Origin of the sequence: Sphingomonas silueang (genome assembly GCF_040049155.1) — a bacterium.
GTDB classification, from domain to species: domain Bacteria; phylum Pseudomonadota; class Alphaproteobacteria; order Sphingomonadales; family Sphingomonadaceae; genus Sphingomonas; species Sphingomonas silueang.
In genome coordinates this window covers 1-14965 of record NZ_JBDZDK010000030.1, presented here as the reverse complement: position 1 = coordinate 14965, position 14965 = coordinate 1, and the positions used below count along the sequence as shown (strand labels likewise).

The following is a 14965-nucleotide window of genomic DNA, read 5'->3' as shown; positions in this document are numbered from 1 at the left end:
CTCTACATGCTAGAGGATACGCGGCTCTCCGGATCATCCCTTGCGCGGAGCGGGCTAGGCGAGCTTGCTGGAAACGGCCTTGATCGCTTTCAGTCCCGATCCGAACCGCGCGATGGCCTCCCGGTTCTTCTCCAGCTCGCCATAGGGCAGGTAGGATATGTCGAGGTCGGCTACGCGGCTGAACGCGGGCCGCTGCAACTGCGCGCGAACGTCCGTCTCGCGCGCGTCGGGCGCGACAAGGAACAGCCCCGCGGTCGCGTGAAGGTCGCCACCGCTCAAGGCCAGGTCGAGCATCCTGACGATGCCCGAATAGATCGAGGTCGAATGCTCCACCTCGAACGCCGCGGCGACATGATCGCCGGCCTTCTCAAGCCACAGCACGTCGATCAGCCGGATCGAGTCAGCGCCCTTCGACGTCGCGATCGTGTCGGGCAGGCGCTCAAGGCATCCTGCGCCCAAGGGTGATCCGTCGAAGGCGCGGCTGCGGTCGTTCGCGGCGATCCATACGTCATAGCCGAGCGCCAACCCTAGATCGCGAAGCCATGCCTGGATTTCGGTATGGGTGCGCTCGTTCTCGCCCTCGCGCTGAGCGGCCTTGCTGAGCGTGCGCGCTTCCTCGCGCGCCGCCTCAAGCCGCTGCCCCCAGCTCGCCAGCGTCGCGCCGCTCACGTCGAGGGGCGGAGCCGGATAGCGATCGGAGCCGATGTCGAACAACAGACCGCCGATCGCGCCTAAATCATTCGATAGCAGCTCGCGGAAGCGGTCGTTGAGATCGAGGATGCCGGTCCGCATCGCCAGAAAATGCTCCCAGCTCCCGAGCTTCACATTCGCCCCCGTCAGCGCGTTGTAGCCCTTAACGATTGCGGTGTTGAAGGGCGGCACCAGCGTCGGGTGAAGGAAGTAGAGGAGGTTGGCGACCGCCGGACCCAGCCCCTTGATCTTCAAACGGTCGATCGCGTGGATATGGCTGATGATCTCCTCGGCCGTGTCGCAACAGGAACAGGCGTCGAGCAAGCGGCCGAACGCGCGCTGATTGTCGGGGCTCTCGTAAATGTCGGGGATGCGGAGCTTCGGCTTCCAGAGGAACGCATGGTCCGCGCCCTTGAAGATTTGCCGCTGCTCGGCGACGGAATGGACGACGGTTTCGAGCGACGATCCGCGGTAGGCGACGCCGAACGTGCCGCGCTCGATCTCGCCGACAACCTGGGTGATGCCGCGCCGGATTGATCGGAAGTTCTTCAACCGCTCGTCCCAAAGAAACCAGCTCCGATAGGTCGCGCCCTGATCGTCACGCCAGCGGGCAATTAAGCGGCGCACCAGGCCGTCATGGTCGGTGCCAGTAGAAAGACTGTCGATCTGCGCTGCCATATGTCCCCGATTGCCCCCGGCCCGCGTTTGGCGAGCTAGTAATAGACCTAAGCTGCGGCCCTTATGGCGTCGAGGGTGTAGAGCTGGCCCCCGCAATATGAGGGCAACGCCGCTCCCGCGCGTAGATTCAACATACACGCCAGCGGTGCCGACAGGGCCTTGACCCTAACACGGTGTCATACCCTACATGCTCTCGGGTCGAAGGAGTCTTGCCATGAACGACCCTCATTACCATTCCCAAGCCGGGCGTTGCGGCTGTTCGAAGCCTGCGCCTGAATCGGTCTCCACGCCCTCATCCTGTTGCGGGGGCGGCTCGGCCGCTCCCGCAAAGATCGAGCACGAACATCATCACACCGAAGCGGGCGGCTGCTGCTCGGGCAGTAAGGACAACGATGCCGCAGCAGCAGTGATCGACGCGGTGTGCGGCATGACGGTTGATCCCGCAAAAACGACACACCATGCCGAGCACGCTGGTCATGCCTATCATTTCTGTAGCGCAGGGTGCCGGAGCAAGTTTGTCGCCAATCCTGACGCCTATCTGAGCGATAAGCCGAAACCGGAGCCGATGGCGACGCCGGGGGCGATGTGGACGTGCCCGATGCACCCGCAAATTCGCCAGGAAGGGCCGGGAACTTGCCCAATCTGCGGCATGGCGCTCGAACCCGAAGAACCGTCGCTCGACGATACTCCCAACCCTGAGCTGGTCGACTTCACGCGCCGACTGTGGGTGGCGGGCGCGCTCACGATCCCGCTGCTCGTCGTCTCGATGTTCGCGGAAATGTTAGGCCTGCATGTGGTTAGCCCTGCGGCCTCGCCTTGGGTCCAGCTCGCACTCACCGCGCCGATCGTGCTGTGGGCGGGCTGGCCGTTTTTCGAGCGGGGGTGGACATCGCTTCGTACCCGCCATCTCAATATGTTCACACTGATCGCGATCGGCGTAGGTGCCGCCTTCCTCTATAGCGTGGTCGCGACGCTCGCGCCGGGCATCTTCCCAGCGACCTTCCGCACGCATGGGAGCATGGTTCCCGTCTATTACGAGGCGGCCGGCGTCGTGGTGACACTGGTGCTGCTCGGGCAAGTGCTCGAACTGCGCGCTAGGGCGGCGACAGGGCGCGCGATCCGCGCTCTCATGGATCTCGCCCCCAAGACGGCGCGACGCTTGCAGCCTGACGGTTCTGAAGAAGAAGTCGGGCTTGCCGACGTGGCAACCGGTGACCGGCTGCGGGTCCGCCCCGGTGAAGCCATCCCGGTCGATGGCGTCGTGGTCGAGGGTCGTTCGTCGGTCGACGAAGCCATGCTCACCGGCGAACCCGCGCCGGTCCTCAAGGAAGTCGAGGCGATCGTTACCGGGGGCACCGTCAACGGGACGGGCAGCCTGGTGATGGAAGCCCGCGCGGTTGGTTCGGACACGATGCTCGCGCGTATCGTCCGCATGGTCGCGGAAGCGCAGCGAAGCCGCGCCCCGATACAGGCGGTCGCCGATCGGGTTTCAGGATGGTTCGTGCCGCTCGTCGTGCTGATCTCGATTGCGACCTTCATCACTTGGTCGCTGGTCGGCCCTGAGCCGCGCATGGGCCATGCCCTGCTTAACGCCATCGCAGTGCTGGTGATCGCCTGCCCGTGCGCGCTCGGGCTCGCCACGCCCATGTCGATCATGGTCGGCACGGGACGCGGCGCTCAGGCCGGCGTGCTGGTGAAGAACGCGGAAGCCTTACAGGGGCTGGAAAAGGTCGATACCCTTGTCATCGACAAGACGGGTACGCTCACGGAAGGCAAGCCCAAGCTGATCGCGGTCGAGACGGTCAGCGCGGTCGGAGAGAACGACATGCTCGCGCTTGCCGCGGCCGTCGAAGGCCAATCCGAACATCCGCTCGCGCACGCAATCGTCGTTGCCGCCAAAGAACGAGGATTGCAGCTCGGCACAGTCGCGGACTTTGCCTCGCAAACCGGGCTGGGTGTCAGCGCCACGGTGGGCGGCCGCTCGGTCGTGATTGGCAATGCGGTGCAAATGAGCCGGATCGGCGCTGATCTCAAGCCGGTCGACGCCGCGGCCGATCGTCACCGTGGCGAAGGCGCGGGCATCATCCTCGTCGCGATCGACGGGGCGCTCGCCGGTCTGCTCGCAGTCGCCGATCCGGTGCGCGCATCGGCGCGCGACGCTATTGCCGCGCTTCGCAAGGAGGGCCTGCGGGTCGTCATGCTCACCGGCGACAATCGTGGGACGGCCGATGCTGTCGCGCGCGCCGTGGGCGGTCTTGATGACGTGCGCGCCGATCTGCTGCCGGAAGACAAGGCGCGTATCATCGGCGAGCTGAAAGCGAGCGGCGCAAGGGTCGCAATGGCGGGCGATGGGATCAACGACGCCCCGGCGCTCGCCGCCGCGGATGTCGGCTTGGCGATGGGAACGGGAACAGACGTGGCGATCGAAAGCGCCGGCATGACGCTCACGCGCGGCGATCTCTCGGCGATCGTGCGCGCCCGCAAGCTCGCTCGCGCGACGATGCGAAATATCCGCCAAAACCTGTTCTTCTCGTTCTTGTTCAACGGAATCGGCGTGCCGGTTGCGGCCGGCGTGCTTTACCCGGTTGCCGGTATCCTGCTGTCGCCGATGCTGGCCGGTGCAGCGATGGCGCTCTCGTCCTTCACCGTGGTCCTGAACGCACTGCGGCTCAACGCGGTAAAGCTGTGAACATCGGAGCGGCGTCGGACGCCAGCGGCGTCTCCCAACGCATGATCCGCCACTATGAAAAGATTGGTTTGGTGCCCGCGCCGCCACGGCGCGGGAACTACCGGGACTACGCCGACGCTGACGTTCATCGGCTGCGATTTATCGCCAACGCGCGCGACCTGGGGTTCCCGATCGAGGAAATCCGCACGCTGCTGGGGCTGTGGTCGGATCGCGATCGGTCGAGCGCGGAAGTGAAGACGCTGGCGGAAGCCCGCGCTGCCGAACTGGGCCGCAAGGTCCGCGTCTTGGACGCCATGCGCCGCTCGCTTACCGGGCTCGCCCAAGCCTGTCATGGCGATGATCGGCCTGATTGTCCGATCATCGAACGCTTGGCTGAATAACTTGCGCGGCTAACTTTTACTCCACTTGAGCGTGATCGTGCGTCGCACCGTTTCACGCGTTTCGCGCTGCGGCTTTGCCGCACCCCTCGATCGCCGCGCGGTTGGCCGTCACGATCCTGTCGGCCCCGACGATGGCGCGGAACGCGGTGGGACTGGCGCTCTGGATCATACGCTGCCCGGCTTCCCAGCGGGGCAAGTCGAGCGTCCGCGCCGCCATGCGCTCGGGCCATTGCCAGCTCGCCGGTGCGATCTCGCGCGCGACCAGGCCCGGCACGATCGCCCATGCGAGGATGCCGGCCGCCACCCCACCCAGGGCAAACCATAGCTGCCGATTCTTCTGGTCGGCGCGTGTCCATGCGGACCCGGCGATGGCGCGAAGATCGGCCATGATGCGGGCCTTGTCCTCGCCCGCCTTGGCGAGCGCCGCCTGATCCTCGCGCCGGGCGGCGCTGCCCGCCGCGGCGATGCGCTGCGCCATCTGCTCCGGCGTCATCGCCAGCGCCGGGGCCGCTTTCAGGAATTGGCCGATGCGCGCGACGTTCTCGCCTGCCGTGTTCACGTTCTGCTGGAGCACGCCAAGCGTCTCGGTATGGTCGGGTATGTCGATCGCCGCGCTCGGCCGCCAAGCCCTCCACGGCGCAGCGCCAGCTCGCCGCGCATGGCCTCGAACGCCTCGGCCGCGCCTGCTCCGCCCTGATCGTCCTCGTTCGTCACCTGTCGTGAGCCTGCAACCCGTGATATTCCTCCGAGTTAATCAAAGGAGACCCAACAATCACCGGACCGGTCATGCCTAAGACACCACACACGAAAGGCCCGGACGAAACCCTTTCTCTCCTCGCCGATCCCTATCGGTTCATCTCCAGGCAGTGCCAGCGCCTAGGCGCAAACGCTTTTGAATCCCGTTTCCTGCTGAAAAAGACCAACTGCCTTAAGGGGGCCAAGGCCGCCGAAATCTTCTACGATACGACCCGCTTCGAGCGCGAAGGTGCCATGCCGGTCGCTATTCAGAAGACACTGCTGGGCCAAGGCGGCGTTCAGGGTCTGGACGGCGAGACCCATCGGCACCGCAAGCAGATGTTCATGGGCCTGATGACACCAGAGCGCGTGCGGGCGCTGGCGCAATTGTTCGAGGCCGAGTGGCGCAGGGCGGTGCCGGGCTGGACGCGCAAAGGAGAGATCGTCTTCTATGACGAGTTGCATGAGCCGCTGACGCGAGCGGTATGCGCTTGGGCGGGAGTTCCTCTTCCGGACGATGAAGCCGGCAACCGCGCGGGCGAGCTGCGGGCGCTGTTCGACGCCGCCGGCTCGGCGAGCCCAAGGCATCTTTGGTCACGGCTGGCCCGTCGTCGCGTCGACGCATGGGCGAAGCGGATCATTGAAGGCATTCGGGCCGGGAGCATCGGCTCGGGCTCGGGGACCGCGGCTTACGCGATAGCCTGGCATCGCGACCGGCACGACGATCTTCTTTCGCCGCACGTCGCAGCGGTCGAACTGGTAAATGTCCTTCGCCCGACCGTCGCGATCGCAGTGTACATCACCTTCGTCGCCCACGCGCTGCAAACCTGTTCAGGGATCAGGGCGGCCTTGGTTCAGCAGCCGGACTATGCCGAGCTCTTCGTCCAAGAGGTCCGCCGATTCTATCCCTTCTTTCCCGCTGTGGTGGCGCGCGCGAGCCAAGATTTCGAGTGGGAGGGGATGGCCTTTCCGGAAGGGCGTCAAGTGGTGCTAGACCTTTATGGGAGCAATCACGACGCAGCGACCTGGGCCGACCCCCAGGAGTTTCGCCCTGAGCGTTTCAGGGCTTGGGACGAAGACTCCTTCAACTTCATTCCGCAGGGCGGCGGCGATCACTATCTCGGCCATCGCTGTCCCGGCGAATGGATCGTCCTCGCGATCATGAAGGTGGCGGCACACCTCCTCGTCAACGCGATGCGCTATGACGTACCGGACCAAGACCTGAGCATCGATTTCGCCAGGCTGCCAGCGCTTCCGAAAAGCGGCTTCGTGATGCGCAACGTCCACATAGGTGGCTAGGGCCGCGTGCCGTGGTGATGGTGATCGGCTCCGTTATCGACCGTTTGCGCGAGTACGGGGTGCGATGCGACATCTACGCAGTCGAATGTTGGTTCAGCAAGTCGATCACGGCGCACCTCGCCGCCCCGTCGCCTTCGCAACGGTCGATGGTCGCAGCCAGCAGGCTTTCTAGTTGCGCCAGATCCTCCATCTTAGCGCGCACACGCTCTAGATGGTGAGCCGCGATCTCGCGGACCTCACTGCATGACGCCTGCGCAGAACCGCCAAGAGACAGGATCGCGCGCACCTCGGCCGGGGAGAAGCCGAGTTCGCGCGCGCGACGGACGAACCCAAGTGCGCGGACGTGACCGGTCCCATATACCCGCCGCCCGCCGCTTGTGCGGGGTGGCGTTGCGAGAACACCAACGCGCTCGAAGTACCGGATCGTCTCGATATTCACGCCAGTCCGGCGAGACAGCTCGCCGATCGTGATGCTTTCCTCAACGCGCATATATTGCTTGCTCCTGTAGTCACTACAGGATGCATAACGGGCTAACCCGCTAGAGGCGATAGATGAACCAAGAGACCATCCCGCGTGAACCCCTAGGCGCACCAACGTCACGACGTCGCGCCGACACGGGGCTATCCGCCCTCGGCGCGCTTGCGAGCTTAGCCGCTGTTCTAGCTGCGGCGTCATGCTGCGTCCTGCCCCTCGCACTCGCGGCGCTCGGCCTGGGGGCGGGCCTGTCCAGCAACTTCGCCGCGCTGATACCACTACGGTGGCCGCTAACGGCGACCTCCCTCATCGGCTTGGCTGCTGGGTGGTGGGCCTACGCGCAGCGGCGGAGGTCCTGTGCTGGGGACCGGTCCTGCACAATGCCGCTGCCCTCGCGCGCGACACCTATCCTGCTCGCGATCGGAACGGTTCTGACGCTTATCGCGTTCGCCTGGGACCTCCTAGAAGCGCCGCTGATGAACGCGCTTTCCTGATGCAGCTCACCTCAACCCTGACCTGTCCCAAATGCGGCGGGGTGGCCACCGAAAGGATGCCCACCAACGCCTGCCAATTCTTCTATGATTGCCGGCATTGCGCGGTGGTGCTGCGGCCCCTGGCTGGCGACTGCTGCGTGTTCTGCTCATTTGGCGATGTCCCATGCCCTCCGATCCAGGAAGCGAAAGCAAACGGGACTGTGGCGGGCTGCTGCGGGTGAGGCGATAGCTTCACGTTTCTTCGTGAACTGGGGTCCTGCTCGCCAAGGTCGCGCAAGCGAAATTGCCTACTTCGGTCTTATTCGACCGGTTCCTGACCTGCCTCAACTGCTCATTTTCGAGAGGGCATTTGAACAGGATAGCATTTCGGGCGCTTCAAAAACCCTTGCTCCTCCAGTTGCTAGAGCATGTAACCGCAATTTGCTCTCCTGCGGACGGGGGGCTGGAGGTGGCTTTTTGACGGCCCGTGTTGAAGCAATCGGTATGTCTCGACGCTCATTAGTGGCGCGGCTGGTGGCCTGTGGAACCGGCTTGGTGCTCGGTTCTCCAACGCTCGCGCGACAGACTTCCCGGTCTGCGGCCTCGTGGAACTTCGGCGCGGCTCACCTCGAATGGGAGCCGCTGGAAGTCGGCACGGGTGATACCCTCCTTGTTTCGGCACAAGTGCGCGGAGTGCCGGCGCGGGCGGTGCTCGACAGTGGCAGCGGCGCGTCGATCATGAGCACGGCGCTCGCGACGAAGCTCGGCTTGAACAATGGTGAGCGGCGCATGATTAGCGGGCTGAGCGCCAAGGCCCCGGTGCTGCTGGTCCGCGACATCGACGTACAGCTCGCCCGCGAAACCCGTCGCTTACCCTTTGCCGTTGTTGGTGATCTGAGTTCAGTGTCGGCGGCCTTCGGACGACCGATCGACGTTCTCCTCGGTGCCGATATGTTCACGGGCAGCTGCATCGCGCTCGATTTCGCGAACAGGCGTATGGCGGTCGTCAAGTCAGGCACGTTTCTCGCCGGCCCCGACTGGCGCGCTGTCGCGCTCGGACGCGGTGCCAAGCAGGAGCTGTTCATCCGGGCCTCCGTCGAGGGCCTGTCTCCCGTGCCCTTGATGATCGATCTTGGCAGCTCGGCCGCGCTGATGCTCTCGTCGGCCTATGCCCGCGATCAAGGGCTGTTGAACGGGAAGCTCGTCTCGACCGCGGCGATCGGCGGCGTCGATGGCGTGCGGGTCAACGATGCTTTCACAACCCAGAACATCAACATTGAAGGGCTTGGCGTCTCGAACGTCCCCACACTCGGGATGAGAGCTTGGCTCTCCACCAGCACGGTTGGCAATGTCGGCCTACCGCTGATCGCTCAATTCGACGTGGTGTTCGACGTGACCGCCGGATTCGTGTGGCTCCGGCCACTCGGTCCTCGTCGTCGCCTGCCGATGCTGAAGGACCGTAGCGGCCTTGGCCTCGCAGCCTCACCAACGGCGCTCACCGTCGTTCATGTGGCGGCGAACAGTCCCGCGGAAAAGGCTGGCTGGGCGGTTGGCGACCGGATCGTGGCGGTGAACGGCCATTCGATCGATGCGAACTATACGCGTGGGGAGCTCTGGCAAGTGCGCTCCCGGCCTGCTGGCACCCTCGTAAAGCTGACGATAGCCTCGGGTGATGTGCGCGACCTCAGGCTAGCCGACTATTACTGATCGGCTTGAGGGTGGCCTTTGCCGATCGCCTTCATGATCCGACAATCGGCCATGCGCGCCTTGGTGCAGCTCTGGCTGAGCATTGCCAACTCATCCCGCAACACCGCGAGTTGCGCCAGCCTCTCCTCAACATCCTTGAGGTGCTGAGCAGCGATAGCTGAGGCGGCACCACAATCCTGGTCCGGGTTCTGCGCCAGCCCCATCAACGATCGTATTTCGTCGACCGAAAAGCCGAGCCGGCGACCGTTGCGGATGAAGTGCAAACGCTCGATGTCGCTGGCATCATAGGTTCTACGGCCCGACGCCGTGCGCGGGGCGGAGCGCAGCAACCCGATCGACTCATAAAACCGGATCGTCGTCACTTTTGTCGACGTCTCGCTGGCGAGCTGCCCAATCATCACCGGCTTCATCATGCCATCCTTGCTAATGCGAACGTGTCGCACATTTCGCTTGCTTCTACAGCGACTGGAGGTGGTAAGGAAGGCCGCATGAATGCTTCTACCGAAAGCTGCGGGTGCCACGGGGAGCCCGCGCGCGCGCAAACCGATCCGGCCTATCGCCGTGCGCTGCTGACCGTCGTGGTGCTCAACCTCGGCTTCGGAGTCGCCGAGCTGTTCGGCGGGTTCATCGCCGATAGCCAAGCGCTGAAAGCGGATTCCCTCGATTTTCTCGGGGACGGGTCGATCAGCCTTATCGGTCTTCTCGCGCTTGCCTGGTCCGCACGGGCGAGGGCAAAGGTCGCGCTGACGCAGGGGTTGTTTCTCGGTGCGCTTGGCGTGGGCGTAATCGGTTTCGCGATTTGGCGCGCCCTGAACGCAACCGCGCCGGATGCCGAACTGATGGGCACAATCGGCGTTGTCGCGCTCGCGATCAATGTCGTGTCCGCCTTGGTGCTTGCGCGTTTCCGGGAAGGGGACGCCAATGTTCGCGCGATCTGGCTGTTCAGCCGCAACGACGCGCTCGCCAATGTCGCGGTGATCGCCGCGGCCGGTCTGGTGGCGTGGACAGGAAGCGCCTGGCCGGACCTCGCCGTCGCCGGCCTCATCGCCCTCCTGTTCCTCCACTCCGCTTATGAAATCGTCACTGGCGCTCGGCGCGAACTGGGAGAGCGGTAGTGCGTCTGCTCACCTTGATCCGGGCAATGCTCTCGCTGCGGCTGCTCGCCGCGCTCGCTGCGCTGCTGATCCCTGCTGCGGCATTCGCCGAACCCGGCGACGTGCAAACCGCATGGCGGCTGCTCGACTATATGGCCGTCGATTATGGAGGCGCGGTCGCGAACGGTCGGATCAAGAGCGCGTCGGAATACGCCGAAATGAATGAGTTTGCCGCGTCGGTCTCGACACGGCTTCAAGGCCTGCCGGCGAAGCCGGAGCGCCAAGCCCTCATTCAGCGGGCCGCCAACCTCCAAGCGGTAATCGCGGAAAAGGGATCGACTGAACAGGTGGCAACACTGGCGCACGGGCTCGCGGCCGATCTGCTGCGCGCCTACCCGGTGCCGCTCGCGCCCGATAAGGCTCCGAACCTCGTCTCCGGCCATGCCCTGTTCCAACAATCCTGCGCGTCCTGTCACGGCATGACGGGCAACGGCCGTGGCCCCGACGCCGCCAAGCTCGCGACACCCCCGATCGCCTTTACCGATGCCGAACGTGCGCGCCAGCGCAGCGTCTTCGCGCTCTATCAGGTGGTGACGCAGGGCATCGACGGGACGGCGATGCAGAGCTTCGCCGATCTGCCGAACGATCAGCGCTGGGCGGTAGCATTCCGAGCCGGGAGCTTCGCCTTCACGGACGCGCAGGCGCGCGAAGGCGAGCGGCTGTGGAAATCCGATCCGACCCTTCGCCGTCGCATCCCGGACCTGAAAACCCTGGTCGCACTCACCCCGGCCGCGCTCGGCGCGGCGATCGGCGACGCCAAGGCTGACGCCGTGCTCGCGTTCCTGCGTCGCCACCCTGAACAGGTGATGCAACAGGCTCCCGGCTCGCTCGCGGTCGCCCGCGCCAAACTCGCCGAAAGCGTGGCCGCTGCCCGGCGTGGCGATGCGCGGATGGCAAAAGAGCTGGCGCTGTCAGCCTATCTCGATGGGTTCGAGCCGATCGAACCAACGCTCACCGCGCGCGACGCGACGCTGATGGGCCGAATCGAGGGCGCCATGGGGGAGTTCCGCGCCGCGATCGACCGGGGCGCGTCGCCCGATGATCTCGCGGAGAAGGTCGCAGTACTGGGCGGCCTTTTCGACGATGCGGAAGCGGCGCTCGCGCCTGATGCCGCCACCGAAGCGTCCACGTTCCTGGGCGCGTTCACGATCCTGCTGCGTGAAGGGCTCGAAGCCCTGCTCATCGTTGTCGCCATGATCGCGTTCCTGCGTAAAGCCGAGCGCGGCGAGGCGCTGCGGTACGTGCATGGCGGCTGGGTCAGCGCGATCATCGCGGGCGGGATCACCTGGGCGGTCGCCACCTATGCGATCGGGATCAGCGGTGCGAGCCGGGAGCTGACGGAAGGGTTTGGCTCGCTGTTCGCCGCGGTCGTGCTGCTCTCGGTCGGGATTTGGATGCACGGCAAGGCGCAGGCCGATCAGTGGCAGCGCTATATTCGCGAGAAGATGTCGCGGGCGCTCTCGGGCGGGTCGGGCTGGTTCCTGTTCGGGCTGGCGTTCGTCGTAGTTTATCGCGAGGTCTTCGAGACGATCCTGTTCTATGCCGCGCTTTCGGCGCAAGGTGACAACGGGATGCTTCTCGCGGGGGCCGGGTCGGCGATTGGACTGCTCAGCCTGATCGCTTGGGCCATGCTTCGCTACAGTCGCAAGCTGCCGATCGCGCAGTTCTTCCGCTATAGCTCCTGGCTCATGGCGGTCCTGACCGTCGTGCTGGCGGGTAAAGGCGTCGCCGCGCTCCAGGAAGCCGGCCTTATCAACATCGCACCGCTCGCGGACGTGCCACGGCTGTCGATGCTCGGCGTGTTTCCCACTTGGCAATCGGTGCTGGCGCAACTCCTGATGGCGGTCGCCATTGCGGTCGGGTTCGCCTGGAACGGGCGCGACCGATCCCGCTCGGGTTCCGGCTCAGTGACCCTTGGTTCGAATTAGTGCAATGACATGAAAACCCTTCCGTGATAGAGGCAAGCTAGTGCGAGCCTTTTTGCCTTTCCTGACATGCCTGATGCTGGTCCTGACCAGCTTCTCCGGCATGGCCCATGCCGCCGATCTGGCGGGGGGAAGCATCGCGGGCGTTGAGTTCACGGTCCATACCGCCGGTGACATCGATCAGGTGCCATCGGACTCGGACAAGAATGTCCCGCATCATCACAATTATTGTCACGGACACGACGTCGGCGCGCCTGCGCGCACGACGATGGAATATACCCCCGTCCTCACAGTGCCCAAGCCGACAATCTCCGCCTCTGCGTCGCTCGACGGCCGCACCGGCATGGTCCATTTGAGGCCCCCCCAAGCCTGACGTCCGATTTGGGCGTGCGTTGGCGCGCCCCTGTCGATCATCGTCAGGAGTCCTATTTTCATGAATCGTATCTTCGCGGCCATGCTGGCCGCAGCGTCTTGCGCCACGATGGCGCAGGCGCAGGTCGGACCGTCCGCGCCTGTTGCGCAGGATGCGCCGGTCTACACGCTTGACCAAGCGGTCAGTGCAGCGGGCGGTTCGGCCCCTGCTGCGGAAGCGGCGACAGCTGGAATCGACGCGGCCCGTGCAGGTCGCACAGTCGCCGGCTTGCGGCCCAATCCGGTGGTTCAAGGCCAAGTCGAGAATGTCATCGGCTCCGGGCCGTATCGGGGGGTCCGCAGCGCGGAAACCACGGTCGGCTTTGCGATCCCGATCGAGCTAGGCGGCAAGCGCGGCGCCCGCGTCGCGGTCGCCAATGCGCAATTGTCCCGGGCCGAGATCCAGGCCGCGATCATCGCGGCGGATGTCCGGCTTCAGGTAACGCAGCTCTATGTCGAAGCGGTCGCGGCCGATCGCCGGGTAATGACAGCCCGCGATCAGGCCCGGATCGCCAGCGATGCGCTGCGGGCCGCGAGCGTTCGCGTGCAGGCAGGGCGGGCATCGCCACTCGAGCAACAGCGCGCGGATGTCGCGCGTATCAATGCCGACGCCAATGTGGAGCGGCAGCTTCGCTTGGCCGAGGCGGCCCGCGCCAATCTGGCGCGTCGGATCGGACGGCCGATCGACGGCCTGCTCGATGACACGCTGCTCGATCGCCTTCCCGGTGTGAACGTCTATGGGCCGTTGGCACCGGTCAACACGACCGGCACACTCGCGCTGGCGGCAGCCAACGCGGATTTCTCCATTGCCGAAGCCGGCGTGCGGCTCGCGCGCGCCAATCGCGTGCCTGACCTGAACGTCGGGCCGTCGATCCGCCGCCTGGAAGCGACCAACGACATGGCGGCGGTGTTCAGCGTGTCGATCCCGATCCCGGTGTTCAACAATGGTCGCGCCGCGATTGCGCAGGCGACCGCGCAGCGGACCCAGGCGGATGCGCAGCGCCGCGTGACCGCGCTCGACATCGAACAGGCGATCACGGACGCGCAGGCGCAGGCGGCCAATGCCGCAACGACGGCTCGTGCGGCGTCGGGGCCGGCGCTGGCGGCTGCACAGGAGGCCGCCCGCATCGCGCGGATCGGCTATCGCGAGGGCAAGTTCGGCCAGCTCGAATTGCTCGATGCTGAACGCACGCTCGCCGAAACGCGGGTCGCCGCGATCGACGCGCTTGCCAATTACCAGAATGCCCGCGCGCAAGTGGAGCGACTGACCGCTCGTGCGCCCAATGGGGGGAATCAGTGATGAAGAGCTTTTATCTCGCGGGCGCGGCGTCGCTCGCCCTGCTCTTGGCTGCCTGCGGCGGCAAGGATGGCGGAAACGAGGCAACTGCCGAAGGCGCAGCTGCCAATGAGACGGCAGCGGGCACGGAAAAGGGCGGTGCTGAAGGCGGTCATGCCGGTGAAGGCGTCGTCACATTGGGTGCCGACCAGATCGCCACAGCGGGCGTCCAGGTCGGACGGCCGATCATCGGCGGGGCCGGGACGATCGAGCTGCCCGCGATCATCGAGGGCGACCCACAGGGAACGCAGGTCGTCTCGGCCGCAATTGCGGGACGCGTGGTCGCGCTCACCCGTAACCTCGGCCAATCGGTCGGACGCGGCCAGACCATTGCGGTCATCGAAAGCCGCGAGGCGGCGCAGATCAAGGGCGAGGTCGAGGCGGCGCGGGCGCGGCTTCAGCTCGCTAATTCGAACCTCGCGCGCGAACAGCGGCTGTTCGCGCAGAGAGTCTCCCCTGAACAGGATCTGATCGCCGCCCGCACAGCGGCGACGGAGGCGCGGATCGCCCTGACGCAGGCGCAGAGCATGGTTTCGGCGGCGGGTGTCGGCGGCGGCGGGCTCAACCGGCTCGGCATTGCCGCGCCGATCTCGGGCCAGATCATTGCGCGCCCCGTGACGCTGGGACAAACGGTCGCGGCGGATGCCGAACTCTATCGCATCGCCAACCTGAGCCAGGTGTCGATCGCGCTTAATCTCAAGCCCGAGGATGCGGGCCGGGTGCGTCCCGGCAATACGGTGCTGGTGAAGGCGGCAGGCCGTCAGGCGACCGCCCGCGTGACCTTCGTGTCGCCGGCGCTTGATCCGCAGACGCGGCTCGTGCCTGCGCTCGCCACCCTCGACAATCGCGGTGGCGAATGGCGGGTCGGCGAGCCTGTGACGGCAGCCGTGCAGCTCACGGGCAGCGGCGGGAGCGGGGCGGTCCGCGTGCCGACGACGGCGGTCCAGAGTTTCGAGGGCAAGTCGGTCGTGTTCGTGCGCACGCCCACCGGCTTCAAGGCGACCCCGGTCCAG

15 protein-coding genes are annotated in these 14965 nt (G+C 65.5%); 11 read left to right on the top strand and 4 right to left on the bottom strand.

Going from position 1 to position 14965, the window contains the following annotated elements; all coding sequences use genetic code 11:
* Positions 1-54 precede the first annotated feature (54 nt).
* Entirely contained in the window at positions 55-1368 is a 1314-nt protein-coding gene (locus ABLE43_RS19310; protein ID WP_017980793.1) for a hypothetical protein, read from the bottom strand.
* A gap of 331 nt (positions 1369-1699) precedes the next feature.
* On the opposite strand from ABLE43_RS19310, the gene ABLE43_RS19305 reads away from it, so the two are divergent.
* Positions 1700-4057 carry a heavy metal translocating P-type ATPase gene (locus ABLE43_RS19305; protein WP_371262954.1) on the top strand — a complete coding sequence of 786 codons (2358 nt, stop codon included), beginning with the start codon at positions 1700-1702 and terminating at the stop codon, positions 4055-4057.
* Positions 4054-4437 (top strand): Cu(I)-responsive transcriptional regulator, encoded by a 384-nt coding sequence (gene cueR, locus ABLE43_RS19300; RefSeq protein ID WP_017980795.1) that lies wholly within the window; start codon positions 4054-4056, stop codon positions 4435-4437. The genes ABLE43_RS19305 and cueR overlap by 4 nt, the downstream gene beginning before the upstream one ends.
* Positions 4438-4489: 52 nt before the next feature.
* On the opposite strand, the gene ABLE43_RS19295 is transcribed toward cueR, so the two are convergent.
* Positions 4490-5011: a DUF6118 family protein gene (locus tag ABLE43_RS19295; RefSeq protein WP_017980796.1), complete on the bottom strand. Its 522-nt coding sequence runs from the start codon at positions 5009-5011 to the stop codon at positions 4490-4492.
* Positions 5012-5223: 212 nt separating this feature from the next.
* Between ABLE43_RS19295 and ABLE43_RS19290 the strand changes: the two genes are divergently transcribed.
* Positions 5224-6471 (top strand): cytochrome P450, encoded by a 1248-nt coding sequence (locus tag ABLE43_RS19290; protein ID WP_017980797.1) that lies wholly within the window; start codon positions 5224-5226, stop codon positions 6469-6471.
* Between the two features lie 73 nt (positions 6472-6544).
* On the opposite strand, the gene ABLE43_RS19285 is transcribed toward ABLE43_RS19290, so the two are convergent.
* Positions 6545-6961: a MerR family transcriptional regulator gene (locus ABLE43_RS19285; protein WP_017980798.1), complete on the bottom strand. Its 417-nt coding sequence runs from the start codon at positions 6959-6961 to the stop codon at positions 6545-6547.
* Positions 6962-7023: 62 nt separating this feature from the next.
* Here ABLE43_RS19285 and ABLE43_RS19280 point away from each other — a divergent pair, with 62 nt between their 5' ends.
* The 3 genes from ABLE43_RS19280 to ABLE43_RS19270 all read left to right on the top strand — a co-directional run bounded on the left by ABLE43_RS19280 (position 7024) and on the right by ABLE43_RS19270 (position 9126).
* Complete coding sequence (locus ABLE43_RS19280; protein WP_017980799.1) at positions 7024-7440, top strand: mercuric transporter MerT family protein; 417 nt, start codon at positions 7024-7026, stop codon at positions 7438-7440.
* On the top strand, positions 7440-7661 hold the full coding sequence (locus ABLE43_RS19275; RefSeq protein ID WP_081609171.1) for a GDCCVxC domain-containing (seleno)protein: 222 nt from the start codon (positions 7440-7442) through the stop codon (positions 7659-7661). The genes ABLE43_RS19280 and ABLE43_RS19275 overlap by 1 nt, the downstream gene beginning before the upstream one ends.
* A 262-nt stretch (positions 7662-7923) precedes the next feature.
* The gene (locus tag ABLE43_RS19270) at positions 7924-9126 is read left to right on the top strand and encodes an aspartyl protease family protein (protein ID WP_081609172.1); all 1203 of its coding nucleotides are present in this window, start codon (positions 7924-7926) and stop codon (positions 9124-9126) included.
* Here ABLE43_RS19270 and ABLE43_RS19265 read toward each other — a convergent pair.
* Positions 9120-9536, bottom strand: coding sequence for a MerR family transcriptional regulator (locus ABLE43_RS19265; protein ID WP_004212867.1), 417 nt, complete (start codon positions 9534-9536; stop codon positions 9120-9122). The two genes, ABLE43_RS19270 and ABLE43_RS19265, sit on opposite strands and share 7 nt — an antisense overlap.
* A 78-nt stretch (positions 9537-9614) precedes the next feature.
* On the opposite strand from ABLE43_RS19265, the gene ABLE43_RS19260 reads away from it, so the two are divergent.
* From ABLE43_RS19260 to ABLE43_RS19240, 5 genes are all read left to right on the top strand, one after another.
* Positions 9615-10241, top strand: a complete 627-nt coding sequence (locus ABLE43_RS19260) for a cation efflux transmembrane domain-containing protein (protein WP_004212870.1) — start codon at positions 9615-9617, stop codon at positions 10239-10241.
* Positions 10241-12208: an FTR1 family protein gene (locus ABLE43_RS19255; protein ID WP_061780295.1), complete on the top strand. Its 1968-nt coding sequence runs from the start codon at positions 10241-10243 to the stop codon at positions 12206-12208. Before ABLE43_RS19260 ends, ABLE43_RS19255 begins: the two co-directional genes overlap by 1 nt.
* Positions 12209-12281: 73 nt before the next feature.
* Positions 12282-12578 (top strand): hypothetical protein, encoded by a 297-nt coding sequence (locus ABLE43_RS19250; protein WP_007406840.1) that lies wholly within the window; start codon positions 12282-12284, stop codon positions 12576-12578.
* 60 nt (positions 12579-12638) lie between these two features.
* Positions 12639-13916 (top strand): TolC family protein, encoded by a 1278-nt coding sequence (locus tag ABLE43_RS19245; RefSeq protein ID WP_037456198.1) that lies wholly within the window; start codon positions 12639-12641, stop codon positions 13914-13916.
* On the top strand, positions 13916-14965 hold a 1050-nt coding region (locus ABLE43_RS19240; protein WP_348979805.1), incomplete at its 3' end, for an efflux RND transporter periplasmic adaptor subunit. The genes ABLE43_RS19245 and ABLE43_RS19240, both read left to right, overlap by 1 nt.